The organism is Streptomyces sp. B1I3 (genome assembly GCF_030816615.1).
Taxonomy (GTDB): Bacteria; Actinomycetota; Actinomycetes; order Streptomycetales; family Streptomycetaceae; genus Streptomyces.
The window spans coordinates 1,666,688-1,678,157 of the sequence record NZ_JAUSYD010000001.1; the positions used below are offsets into that span (position 1 = coordinate 1,666,688).

Below are 11,470 nucleotides of genomic sequence, written 5' to 3' on the forward strand. Positions count from 1 at the left end.
TCTCCCGGAGGTGCCGGATCCTCCTAGGATGTCGGTCCTGGGACGCTCGGACACACGGAGTTGGCACATGGGTGGAGCGCGGCCGGACGGACGGGTCGAGCGGGGGAACCAGACCAGGCAGCTGGTGCTGGGGCGCGCGGTCCACGTCGCCTCGACCGAGGGGCTGGAGGGCCTGTCGCTGGGACGGCTGGCCACGGAACTGAAGCTGAGCAAGAGCGGCGTGTTCGCCCTCTTCGGCTCGAAGGAGGAGCTGCAGCTCGCCACCGTACGCGCCGCCGTGTCCGTCTTCGTCGAACACGTGCTGACACCGACCAGGGCGGCGGCGCCGGGCCTCGGCCGGGTCTGGCGGATGTGCGAGAGCTGGCTCTCCTACTCGCAGCGGCGGGTGTTCAGCGGCGGCTGCTTCTTCTACGCGACCATCGCCGAGTTCGACTCCCGCACGGGCAAGGTGCACGACGCGCTGGCGGCCACGCAGACCGGCTGGGTCACCTTCGTGGAGGAGACCATCGAGGAGGCCAGGGTGCGGGACGAGTTGGCCTGGGACACCGATGTCTCCCAACTCGCCTTCGAACTCATCGCGTTCATGGAGCTGGCCAACGCCGAGTCCGTCCTGCACAACAACAATCCCGGCTACGTCAAGGCTGCGCGGGCGATCCTCGGACGGCTGCGGAGCGCGGCCACGGACCCGGCCGCGCTGCCGCCCGCTCCCTCGCTGGACGGCGTCGGCCCCCGGCTTCCCCGCCCGGTGAAGGCGGCGGGCCGGAAGGACCCGGCACGCTCGCCCTCGTCCTGACGCCCCCCGGGACGCCGTCCCGGCCCGAGATCTCGTCGATGAACGTTCCCATGCCCTCGTCGGCGTACGGCACGAGCCAGCCGCCGTACCCGAAGCCGCCCGAGGTGTCCTGGTCGGGCCCGCCGGGCGCCTGCATGACACCGTCGAGCGTCACGAACGTCGTGAGAGTCAGCTTCGCCATGGTCCCGCTCCGGTCATTCACGCCGCCGGGGGTCCCGGCAGTCCCTGTGCTTCCACCTGTTCCGACTGCGCCGCCGGCCGGAATTCATCGGTCCGGTGGGCGCTGCGTTTCCCCGTCAGCTTCTTCTGTTCAGCCCTCGTGCGCGAGTGGAGCTCGCCTGGAGTCCGGGACCTGGCCGTTCTTGCCAGCCTGTCCCTCATGGACTCCGAAGGCACGCCGGTTTGACGTCACCGTGCGCACAACCGGTCCAATGCCGACCGGCTCTCATCGTCCGCGGCGCGGCCGATCATCAACCGCTGGTCCGGATCCTGGAGTGGCACGAGCACTTCGAAATGGACGGCGATCACACCGGCGCCCGGATGCCGCATCACCTTGTGTCCGCGGCCGTTGACCTTCACGTCTCGCTCGGCCCACAAGCGCGCGAATTCCTCGTTGCGGGTGGTGCATTCGGTGATGAGGTCGATCAACGCCTGGTCCTCCGGGTGCGCGGCCCACGCTGCGCGCAGGTGGGCGATTCCCTCCCGTACGACGCGCTCGCGGTCGACATAGAACTCGCGCATTTCCGGGTGTACCAGGCACAGCCACATTGCATTGCGTCTCGACGGTGGCAGGGTGTCGAAGTCCAGTAGCAGCCTGGCCATTTCGCCGTTCCAGGCCAGGATGTCGTAGCGGTGGTTCATCAGCATGGCCGGCAGCGGCGACAGGTCGGCGACCAGCTGGGCCAGCGGCGGCGCTGCGGTGGTGGCGGGCTTGTCGGCGTTGCGGGGGCGCTGCTGGGCCAGGTTGAAGAGGTAAGCGCGTTCGTCGGGGGCCAGGCGCAGCGCCCGTGCCAGCGCCTCCACCACGTTCGCCGAGGGCCGCAGTCCCCGGGCCTGTTCCAGCCGCACGATGTAGTCGATGCTGACGCCCGCCAGTTCGGCGACCTCTTCGCGGCGCAATCCCGGGGTCCGCCGGGCCCGCCGGCGCGACGGCAGATCGAAATCGCGCGGGTCCAGGCGTTCGCGCCGGCTCCGCAGGAACGCGGCCAGCTCCTGTGTCGTGTTCACGGTGCCGGTCATCATGTTCGATCCAACAGCCAGGGTAGGACCGGTGTTCCCAGGAACTTCCTTCCCTTATCCCCGGCTCGCGGCGGTCACAGACTTGTTCTCGACAACGGATCACAAGCGCAGGAGGACACCATGTCGCTCACCCTCGACACCTACCGGCTGCTGGGCCGCTCCGGGCTGCGGGTCTCACCGCTGGCGCTGGGCGCGGCGACCTTCGGCACCGAGTGGGGCTGGGGCGCCGAGCAGGACGAGGCGCGTAAGCTGTTCGACCTCTACGTCGAGCGCGGTGGCAACTTCATCGACACCGCCAACACCTACACCAACGGCAGCTCCGAGCGGCTGCTGGGCGAATTCACCCGCGACAACCGCGAAAGCCTGGTGCTGGCAACGAAATACACCACGCTGCGTCGGCCCGGCGACCCGAATTCCGGGGGCCCTCACCGCAAGAGCCTTTTCGCGTCGGTGGAAGCCAGTCTGCGACAGCTGAATACGGACTACATCGATCTGCTCTACCTGCACGTGTGGGATTTCACGACACCGGTCGAGGAGATCCTGCGCGGCCTGGACGATCTGGTCCGGCAGGGAAAGGTCTTGTACGTGGCGATCTCCAACGCCCCGGCCTGGCAGGTGTCGCGCATGCAGGCGATCGCCGAGCTGCGCGGCTGGTCGCCGCTGGTCGCCCTGCAGATCGAATACAACCTGATCGAGCGTACCGGGGAACGTGACCTGATCCCCATGGCACGCGAGATGGGGTTGAGCGTGGTGCCGTACTCGCCCCTGGCCGGCGGGGTGCTCACCGGCAAGTACAGCCGCGCCGACCTGACCACGACGAACACCGCCGTCGACGACGGCACCCGTAAGAACTTCAACATCGCCAACGGCGGGCTCACCGAACGCAACCTGGACATCGCTGATGTGGTGAAGGAGGTCGCCACGGAGCTGGGCCGCACAACCGCCCAGGTCGGGCTGGCCTGGACCCTGCAGAACCCGGATGTGACGGCATCGCTCATCGGCGCCCGCACCCGCGCGCAGCTGGAGGACAATCTGGGCGCCCTGGATGTCGACTTCACGGCCTCCCAACTGGCCCGCCTCGACGAGGCCGGCGCGATCGAACTCGGCTTCCCGCATGACATGCTCGCCAGCGACAGGATGCGCGCGGTGACCCACGGCGACCTGAAGATCGAACCCCGCCGCTGATACGCGATGGAGCCCCGGGGCAGCACTGCCGCCGCCCTCGGGGTGCTCATCGGCACACCTCTCCCGTGGTACCTGCTCGGCCACCACGATCCGCAGTCGCCGCGACGAGTGGATCCGACTCGGCGTCTTCGCCCGGCTCAAGCAGATCGCGCCGGCGCTGCCGCTCGCGTCCGGGGTTGCCGTCCGTTTCCCGCCGGTGTCCGGGCCGCCGAGGCACTTCTCTTGTCCTTGTCGCCGCCGCATCGGTGCGGCCGGCTCTCCGACGGACAGGGAACCCGACATGACCAGCAGCAACAGGACCGCGCTCGTGACCGGCGGAAGCCGTGGCATCGGTGCGGCGACCGCCCTCCGGCTCGCCCGTGACGGCGCCGACGTGGCTCTGACCTACGTCCAGGACAAGGAAGCGGCCGACGCGGTCGTGCGCCGGATCGAAGGGTACGGACGCCGAGCGGTCGCCCTGCGCTCGGACGCGGCCGACGTGGAAGCGGCCGGCGGGGCGGTGCACGAGGCGGCCGACGCGCTGGGGCGGCTGGACATCCTCGTCAACAACGCGGGGATCGGCCTCATCGGGCCCATCACCGGCTTCACCCCCGCCGATGTGGACCGGGTCCTCGCCGTCAACGTGCGCGCGGTGTTCCTCGCCTGCCGGGCCGCAGCCGACAGGCTGGCGGACGGCGGCCGCATCATCTCGCTCGGAACGGCGCTGAGCAGGTACGCCGGCGGTCCCGGCGGCACGCTGTACGCGCTGAGCAAGTCCGCCCTGGCCGGCCTCACCAAGCCGCTGGCCCGAGAGCTCGGCCCGCGCGGCATCACGGTGAACCTGGTCCAGCCCGGGCCGGTCGACACCGACATGAATCCGGCCGACGGCCCGTTCGCGGGCGGGCAGCAGGCCGCCACCGCTCTGGACAGGTTCGGCACGACGGACGAAGTGGCGTCCCTGGTCGCCTACTTGGCGAGCGCGGAAGCCGCCTACATCACCGGTACGGAGGTGGTGGTGGACGGCGGCCACGCCGCGTAGCCCGCGACGCGCCGCCCCGCCCTCCGGCCGTTCTACGCTGGCGGGAACGGGACGGTACGCGAACGAAATGGGAGACCATGAGCCAGAACCCGACACCGGTGCACACGCTCAACGACGGCCGCACCATCCCGGCGGTGGGTCTGGGCACCTGGCCGCTGGACGACGACGCGGCCGAGAAGGCGGTGGCCGGGGCGCTGGGCCTCGGTTACCGGCTCGTGGACACCGCGCTGAACTACCGCAACGAGACAGGGACGGGGCGGGGGATCGCGCGGGGCAGGGTACCGCGTGAGGACGTCTTCGTCACGACCAAGGTGCCGGGCAGGCATCACGGTTACGAGGAGACGCTGGCCTCGTTCGAGGAGTCCCGGAGCAATCTGGGACTGGAGTACGTCGACCTCTACCTCATCCACTGGCCACTGCCGGGGGTGGGGAAGTACGTGGAGACCTGGAAGGCGATGATCAGGCTCCGCGAGGACGGTCTCGTACGCTCCATCGGCGTCTCCAACTTCACCGCGGACCAGCTGGACCGGCTGGAGCAGGAGACGGGTGTGGTGCCCGCCGTGAACCAGATCGAGATGCACCCGCTGCTCCCGCAGGAGGAGTTGCGGGCGGTGCACGCCGCCAAGGGCATCATCACGGAGAGCTGGAGCCCGCTCGCCCGGGGGCGCCAGGTGCTCGAGGCCCCGGAGGTGGTCGCCGCCGCCGAGGCGCACGGGGTGACGCCCGGTCAGGTGGTGCTGCGGTGGCACACCCAGCTCGGCGCGGTGCCGATCCCGAAGTCCGCCGACCCCGGGCGGCAGCGGGAGAACCTCGACCTGTTCGGGTTCGAGCTGACCCCGCAGGAGCTGGAGCGGATCGGGTCGCGGCCGCCGCACCGCTTCGGGGGCGATCCGGAGACACACGAGGAGTTCTGACGGGGCGCCACGGCCGTCCGCACGGACGGCCGGTAAGCGCGCCGGTGTCCGGGGGGACGGCCGGCGCCTCGCGCGGGGTCGCCGGTACATGCGCGGGGACGGCCGGCGCCTCGCACGGGGTCGCCGGTACATGCGCGAGGTCGGCCGGCGCCTCGCACGGCGGACGGGTGGTACCCGGCGCGGCCGGTACCGGCGTGGCCGGTCACCGGTTGCGCGGGGTGACCTCCGCCATCCGCGACCAGTCGTCCCCCGGGACCTCCACGTTGATGATCTCCGGGACCTCGGCGACCAGCTCCGACATCGTCTCGATCGCCGCCTTGAAGTGCTCCGAGTTCACGTGCGCCACACCCGCCTCCTGCGAGGCGAAGGCTTCGAGCAGGATGAACTGGTCGGGGTTCTCGACGCTGTACGACCAGTCGAAGAACAGGTTGCCCGGCTCCTCACGGGTGGCGAGGGTGAAGGCGTCGACGGCCGGGAGCCAGTTGTCGCGCTCGGCGCTGCGGACGGTGAACTTGACGGCGATGAAGATCATGGCGACTCCCGGTCGAAGCGGCTCCCCGCACGGTGCGGGCGTCGACCAGGGTCCCATACGCCCCCGAGGCCGGGTCTGTCCGGCACACCGCGTGCCGGGCGGGCCCTACCCGCCGAGCGCCTCGTGCCGGGAGGCCAGCCTGTCCGCCCCCTCCTCGGTCAGGGAACCGAAGAGCCGCAACCGGGAGATCCCGCCGTCCGGGAAGATGTCGATCCGGACACGGGTACCGCGTACCGGCTCCGGCAGGACGAAGCGGTGGTTCGTGTCGGGCTGCAGCCGGGTCCGCGGCAGGAGCTCGGACCAGCCACCGCCCTCTTGGTCGCTCACCGAGAGCGCCGCCCAGCCCGCTGCGTTGCCCTTGAGGTAGGCGGTGTCGATCTCGACGGCCCGGATCTCCGAACGCTCGGGCAGCCGGTATCGGATCCAGTCGTTGCCCCGGTCCCGCCTGCGGCGGGTCTCCCAGCCGTCGTCCATCTGGCGGGAGCGGCCCGGCGCGATGGTGTTCGTGGCCGGGGAGTAGAAGCGGTCGGAGGCGTCCTCGACCTGTCCGCCGTTCTCCAGGGCGACGAGGTCGAACGTACCGAGGGCGGCCAGCCAGGCGGGGTCCGGGGCCACCTCGCCGTGGACCCGCAGGCGGGCGATGCCACCGTCAGGGTGCTGATTGACCCTCAGGTGGGTGAAGCGCCGGCCGGCGTCGACCGCGAAGGCGTTGGCCGCGTGGCCGCCGACAGCCGTGCGCGGCACCAGGGTCGTCCACTTCACGCCGGGCGCGAGAAGGTCCTCGGGGGACGGCGTGCCGGGCAGTGAGGTCCCCTCGACGGAGACCGACTGCGGGTAGTTGCCGCGGAAGTGGGCGGTGTCGACGACCAGGCCGCGTATGACGCCGGGCGCGCCGAGCCGTACGAGGGCCCAGTCGTGGTCCTCGTCGGCGGGGTGCGGCTCGGCAGCGCCCGTACCGCGCCTGCGGCGGGTCTCCCAACCGTCCATGATCTTGCCCTTGTGGCCGAAGCGCTCCGGGTCGAACGCTGCGGGCTCCGGCTTCAGCAGGTTCTCGCGCTCGGCGAAGAACTCGTCGTTGGCCGCGATGACGCTGCCGCCGAGACGGCGGTCGGCGAGGTCGACGAGGTGGGTGAAGGGGAAGTCGGCGGTGCGGTAGTCGGCGTACGGGTCGCCGCCGCCGTACGGGTTCGCGTCACCGGTGAAGTGCGGTGTCTCCGGCATGGTCAGTGGTTCCTCTCGAGGAGACGGCCGGTGGGTTCGGCGAGCACGCCGTCGGCCGCGATCCGTGTGCCGCGCAGCCAGGTGGACCTGACGACACCGTGCAGGGTCTTCCCCGCGTAGGCGGTGACCTGGTTGCGATGGAAGAGCTCGGCCGGGTCGACGGTGAAGGTCTCGTCGGGGGCGAGGACCGCGAAGTCCGCGTCCCGCCCGGCCTCGATGGCGCCCTTGCGCGTGAGTCCGGCCAGTTCGGCGGGGGCGGTGGACATCCAGCGGGCGACGTCGTCGAGGGTGTGGCCACGTCGGCGTGCCTCGGTCCAGACGGCGGGCAGGCCCAGCTGGAGGGAGGAGATCCCGCCCCACGCGGAGGCGAAGTCCGGGGTCTTGAGGTCGGTGGTGCAGGGCGAGTGGTCGGAGACGACGCAGTCGATCGTGCCGTCGGCGAGCCCCGCCCAGAGGGCGTCCTGGTTCGCGGCCTCGCGAATGGGCGGACAGCACTTGAACTCGGTCGCCCCGTCCGGGACTTCCTCGGCCGTGAGGGTGAGGAAGTGCGGGCAGGACTCGACGGTGACGCGGACACCCTCGCGCTTGGCGGCTGCGATCAGCGGCAGCGCGTCGCTGGAGGAGAGGTGCAGCACGTGGACGCGGGCGTTCAGCCGCTTCGCGTGGGCGATGAGGCCCTCGATCGCGGTGTTCTCGGCGTCGCGCGGCCGGGATGCGAGGAAGTCGGCGTACGCGGGGCCGCTGCGCTGCGGCGCGGAGGCCAGATGGTGGGGGTCCTCCGCGTGGACGATCAGGAGGCCGCCGAATCCGGCGATCTCGGCCATCGAACGGGCCAGTTGCTCCTGGTCCAGTTCGGGGAACTCCTCGACCCCGGACGGCGAGAGGAAGCACTTGAAGCCGAAGACCCCGGCCTCGTACAGCGGGCGCAGGTCCTTCGTGTTGGCCGGGATCGCCCCACCCCAGAAGCCCGTGTCGATGTGCGCCTTGGGGCCGGCCACCTGCTGCTTGACGCGCAGGTGTTCCACGGTGGTGGTCGGCGGCAGGGAGTTGAGCGGCATGTCGAGCAGGGTCGTGATGCCGCCCGCCGCAGCGGCGCGGGTGGCGGTCCAGAAGCCTTCCCACTCGGTGCGGCCCGGGTCGTTCACATGCACGTGGGTGTCCACGAGGCCCGGTAGCAGCACGTCGTCGCCGAAGTCCTCCAGGCGGGCGCCGTCCGGAACCACGGCGTCGTGCGGGAGGACGGCCTCGATCGTCCCGCCCGCGACCAGCACCGCGGCCGCGCGGGTCCCCTCCGGGGTGACGACGCGTGTCGAGCGCAGCACGAGCTTCACATCGGCCCCGGCGCCCGCGCTCGTGTCCGCCCTCACGTCCGTCTCCTTCATGCCCGCCTTCACGTCCGCACCGGACACTCGTGCTCCTCACTCAGAATTTCAACGAACTGTTGAAGGAGTCTTCACTCGCGGACGCGAGCCGTCAAGACCTCACCTCCCCGCCGTGCCGCCCGGGGGACGCCAGGAGTGACGCTTGGATATTTCCACAAAGTAAAAGTCCAATTTCGCCAGGCGGAACGTAGAATGGGCCAGGAGCAACCCCGCCGAATGCCGGACCGACCGCGGACCCGACGGCCGACACCAGGACAAAACAGGTTCTGACCGGCAAGGACGCCCCACCGGGAGCAGTGGGCCGATCGGTGACAGCCCGGTAGGCTGCTGCCTTGCCTCCGCTTCGAAAGGACCGTTGACGTGCCGCCGTCCCACGCCAGCACTTCCGACTCCAAGCCCGCCGGTCCCAGTGGCGGGGTGCAGTCTCTCGAGCGCGCCTTCGACCTGCTGGAGCGCATGGCGGACGCCGGGGGCGAGGTCGGGCTCAGCGAACTCTCCGCGAGCAGCGGACTGCCGCTGCCGACCATCCACCGGTTGATGCGCACCCTGGTGGTGTGCGGATACGTGCGCCAGCAGCCCAACCGCCGCTACGCACTGGGCCCGCGCCTCATCCGGCTGGGCGAGTCCGCGGCCCGGCTGCTGGGCACCTGGGCCCGCCCGTACCTCCAGCACCTGGTCGAGGAGACCGGCGAGACGGCGAACATGGCGCTCCTCGACGGGGACGAGATCGTGTACGTCGCCCAGGTGCCCTCGAAGCACTCGATGCGCATGTTCACCGAGGTGGGCCGCCGGGTGCTCCCCCACTCCACGGGCGTCGGAAAGGCACTCCTCGCGCACACCCCGGCGGACGAGGTACGCGCACTGCTGGCCCGTACGGGCATGCCGGCGGCCACCGAGAAGACGATCACCACCCCGGACGGCTTCCTCGACGCTCTGGAGCAGGTGCGCAGGGCGGGCTACGCGGTGGACGACAACGAGCAGGAGATCGGGGTCCGCTGTCTCGCGGTCTCCGTGCCCGACTCCCCCACATCGGCGGCCATCTCCATCTCCGGTCCGGCGGGCCGGGTGACGGAGGCCGCGACGGAGCGGATCGTGCCCACCCTGCAGCAGATCGCGAAGGAGCTTTCGGAGGCGCTGGCCAGCAGCGGCGGTTCGGCCGGCTGACCCACCGGGGGCGGGTCCACCGCTCAGGGTGGGCCCCGGGGCGGCGGCTCCGGAGCGGGCCGGCTCTTCGGGGCCCCGCTTCCCGGCCGGGCCGGGGTCGGCACCTGCAAACGCCCCCCTCGTCGCCAGGCCGGAGTCGACGCCTGCAGGCGTCCCCCTCCTCGCCAGGCCGGAGTCGACGCCTGCAGGCGTCCCCTCCTCGTCAGGCCGGGGTCGGCGCCCGCAGGCGTCCGTCCTCCATCGTCACGACCCCGTCCACCCGGTCCAGGTGCGCCCGGTCGTGGGTGACCATGAGCGTGGCCGTGGAGCGTCGCCGCGTCAGGCCGAGCAGCAGGTCGAGGACCGCGGCGCCGCGCTCGTGGTCGAGTGCGCTGGTCGGTTCGTCGACGAGCAGCACCGCCGGCTCGTTCATCAGTGCCCGGGCGATGTTGATCCGCTGGCGCTGACCGCCCGACAGCTGGTGCGGCCTGCGGTCCGCCTTGTCGGCCAGACCGACCGCGTCCAGGAGGTCCAGCGCGCGGCCCCGGGCCGCACGGACAGGCCCGCGCGACAGGTGGGCCATCACCAGGAGTTGCTCGACGGCCGTGAGGGACGGCAGCAGGTTCGGCTGCTGGAAGACGATGCCGATACGGTCCCGGCGCAGGGACGCCTTCCCGGCGCGGCTGAGCCCCGCTGTCTCCGTACCGGCCACGACGACACGGCCGCGGTCCGGGGCGACGAGCGTCGCCGCCACCGCGAGCAGACTGGACTTGCCCGAGCCGGACGGCCCGACGACCGCGGTGAGCGTGCCGGCGGGTACGTCCAGCGAGCAGCGGTCGAGTGCCGTGAGCCGGGTGTCACCGTCGGGATAGGTGAGAGTGACATCGGTGAGGGCGAGGGTCATCGGGCACTCCCGAGTGCGGTGAGCGGGTCGACGGCGGTGATCCGCCGGATGGAGAGAGCGGCCCCGAGCGCACCGAGGGCGATCATCACCCCGGCCGATACGAGCACGGTCGGCGCGTCGAGGACGAACGGCACGGCGCCGTCGCCCCCGCCGATCAGCACGCCGGCACCCGAGGCGAGCCCGGCACCCACCCCGGTGCCGACGGTGAGCATGACCACGGCCTGCCCGAGCGCGTCCTTCAGCAGGTACGGAGTGGAGGCGCCCAGCGCCTTGAGCACGGCCACGTCGCCGCTGCGCTGGATGGTCCAGACGGTGAAGAAGGCGCCGATGACGAGCGCCGAGATGACGAGGAGGAAGCCGCGCATCAGCTGGAGCGAGCCGTTCTCGGCCTGGTAGGAACCGATCGCGGTGAGGGACTCGTCCGGCGTCAGCGTGCTGGTGCCCGCCGCCTCGTCCCCGGCGGCGAGATCGGCACCCCCCTGCGTGGTCAGGGCGATCACGGTCGCCTGTCTCCCGGCGCCGCCGATGCGCTGCCAGTCGCCGAGCGAGGTCCACACCACCGGCATGTGGCTGTACCAGGCGTCGCCCGTGACCGCCGCCACGGTCACCCGGGAGCCGCCGAGACCGAGCGTGTCACCGGCACCGGTGCCGAGGTCCTCGGCCGCCTGCTCGGAGAGGACGACCCGGCCGGCTCCCACACGGGCCGGCGCGAGCCCACTGCCCGGTGTGACGCCGAACGCCGACACCGCGGCCGTACGGTCCTCCTCGCCTTCGGCGGCGGCGGGTGGTGGCGTTCAGCGACCGGATGCCCAGGGGCTGTGCGGCGGTCACCCCCGGCTGCTCCGCCCAGGTGCGCCAGGCGCTCTCCCCGACGGTCGAATCGGTGAACGACACCGACCGGCCGTCCGGCGGGGCGGCGAACGCGATGTGGTCGGCGTTCAGCCCTGTGACGGCCGAGGTGTTCTCCCTGCTCAGGCCGGCCGCCAGGCCGGACAGCAACCCCACCAGCAGCGTGATCAGCACGACGACCGTGCCCATGAGGGCGAACCTGCCCCGGGCGAACCGTAGATCTCTCCATGCGACGAACATGACTCCAGGCTCACCTCGCGGGCCTGCGGAAACATCGCGCGCCGGACGGG

At 71.3% G+C, this 11,470-nt stretch carries 10 protein-coding genes and 3 pseudogenes; 6 read left to right on the plus strand and 7 right to left on the minus strand.

Annotation, left to right across the window (positions count from 1 at the left end):
- Positions 1-67 precede the first annotated feature (67 nt).
- Complete coding sequence (locus QFZ58_RS07715; RefSeq protein ID WP_307124169.1) at positions 68-793, plus strand: TetR/AcrR family transcriptional regulator; 726 nt, start codon at positions 68-70, stop codon at positions 791-793.
- A 13-nt stretch (positions 794-806) separates the two neighbouring features.
- Here QFZ58_RS07715 and QFZ58_RS07720 read toward each other — a convergent pair.
- Together QFZ58_RS07720 and QFZ58_RS07725 are read right to left on the minus strand one after the other, a co-directional pair.
- Positions 807-974, minus strand: a pseudogene (locus QFZ58_RS07720) (dihydrofolate reductase); the annotation flags it as partial.
- A 227-nt stretch (positions 975-1,201) separates the two neighbouring features.
- Positions 1,202-2,035, minus strand: a complete 834-nt coding sequence (locus QFZ58_RS07725) for a helix-turn-helix transcriptional regulator (RefSeq protein ID WP_307124170.1) — start codon at positions 2,033-2,035, stop codon at positions 1,202-1,204.
- 117 nt (positions 2,036-2,152) lie between these two features.
- On the opposite strand from QFZ58_RS07725, the gene QFZ58_RS07730 reads away from it, so the two are divergent.
- From QFZ58_RS07730 to QFZ58_RS07745, 4 genes and pseudogenes are all read left to right on the plus strand, one after another.
- A complete protein-coding gene (locus QFZ58_RS07730; RefSeq protein WP_307124171.1) occupies positions 2,153-3,217 on the plus strand; it encodes an aldo/keto reductase in 1,065 nt (354 codons plus the stop codon).
- Between the two features lie 40 nt (positions 3,218-3,257).
- Positions 3,258-3,368 (plus strand): annotated as a pseudogene (locus QFZ58_RS07735) (IS5/IS1182 family transposase); the annotation flags it as partial.
- Positions 3,369-3,497: 129 nt separating this feature from the next.
- Positions 3,498-4,235 carry an SDR family oxidoreductase gene (locus QFZ58_RS07740; protein ID WP_307124172.1) on the plus strand — a complete coding sequence of 246 codons (738 nt, stop codon included), beginning with the start codon at positions 3,498-3,500 and terminating at the stop codon, positions 4,233-4,235.
- 77 nt (positions 4,236-4,312) lie between these two features.
- Positions 4,313-5,149, plus strand: a complete 837-nt coding sequence (locus QFZ58_RS07745; protein ID WP_307124173.1) for an aldo/keto reductase — start codon at positions 4,313-4,315, stop codon at positions 5,147-5,149.
- A gap of 202 nt (positions 5,150-5,351) precedes the next feature.
- Here the strand turns inward: QFZ58_RS07745 and QFZ58_RS07750 are convergent, their stop codons facing one another.
- The 3 genes from QFZ58_RS07750 to allB form a co-directional block, all read right to left on the minus strand.
- Entirely contained in the window at positions 5,352-5,681 is a 330-nt protein-coding gene (locus QFZ58_RS07750; RefSeq protein ID WP_307124174.1) for a putative quinol monooxygenase, read from the minus strand.
- 105 nt (positions 5,682-5,786) lie between these two features.
- Entirely contained in the window at positions 5,787-6,902 is a 1,116-nt protein-coding gene (alc, locus tag QFZ58_RS07755; protein WP_307124175.1) for an allantoicase, read from the minus strand.
- Positions 6,903-6,904: 2 nt separating this feature from the next.
- Entirely contained in the window at positions 6,905-8,284 is a 1,380-nt protein-coding gene (gene allB, locus QFZ58_RS07760; RefSeq protein ID WP_307128798.1) for an allantoinase AllB, read from the minus strand.
- A 360-nt stretch (positions 8,285-8,644) separates the two neighbouring features.
- On the opposite strand from allB, the gene QFZ58_RS07765 reads away from it, so the two are divergent.
- Complete coding sequence (locus QFZ58_RS07765) at positions 8,645-9,448, plus strand: IclR family transcriptional regulator (protein WP_307124176.1); 804 nt, start codon at positions 8,645-8,647, stop codon at positions 9,446-9,448.
- Between the two features lie 202 nt (positions 9,449-9,650).
- Here the strand turns inward: QFZ58_RS07765 and QFZ58_RS07770 are convergent, their stop codons facing one another.
- A complete protein-coding gene (locus tag QFZ58_RS07770) occupies positions 9,651-10,331 on the minus strand; it encodes an ABC transporter ATP-binding protein (RefSeq protein WP_307124177.1) in 681 nt (226 codons plus the stop codon).
- Positions 10,328-11,420 (minus strand): annotated as a pseudogene (locus tag QFZ58_RS07775) (ABC transporter permease). Before QFZ58_RS07775 ends, QFZ58_RS07770 begins: the two are co-directional and overlap by 4 nt.
- Positions 11,421-11,470 lie beyond the last annotated feature (50 nt).

Bases quoted from the DNA above. Each gene is read 5' to 3' on its own strand.
- QFZ58_RS07745 (WP_307124173.1), top strand. From the start codon at position 4,313: ATGAGCCAGAACCCGACACCGGTGCACACGCTCAACGACGGCCGCACC.
- alc (WP_307124175.1), bottom strand. From the start codon at position 6,902: ATGCCGGAGACACCGCACTTCACCGGTGACGCGAACCCGTACGGCGGC.
- allB (WP_307128798.1), bottom strand. From the start codon at position 8,284: ATGAAGGAGACGGACGTGAGGGCGGACACGAGCGCGGGCGCCGGGGCC.
- QFZ58_RS07725 (WP_307124170.1), bottom strand. From the start codon at position 2,035: ATGATGACCGGCACCGTGAACACGACACAGGAGCTGGCCGCGTTCCTG.
- QFZ58_RS07715 (WP_307124169.1), top strand. From the start codon at position 68: ATGGGTGGAGCGCGGCCGGACGGACGGGTCGAGCGGGGGAACCAGACC.
- QFZ58_RS07770 (WP_307124177.1), bottom strand. From the start codon at position 10,331: ATGACCCTCGCCCTCACCGATGTCACTCTCACCTATCCCGACGGTGAC.
- QFZ58_RS07750 (WP_307124174.1), bottom strand. From the start codon at position 5,681: ATGATCTTCATCGCCGTCAAGTTCACCGTCCGCAGCGCCGAGCGCGAC.
- QFZ58_RS07730 (WP_307124171.1), top strand. From the start codon at position 2,153: ATGTCGCTCACCCTCGACACCTACCGGCTGCTGGGCCGCTCCGGGCTG.
- QFZ58_RS07740 (WP_307124172.1), top strand. From the start codon at position 3,498: ATGACCAGCAGCAACAGGACCGCGCTCGTGACCGGCGGAAGCCGTGGC.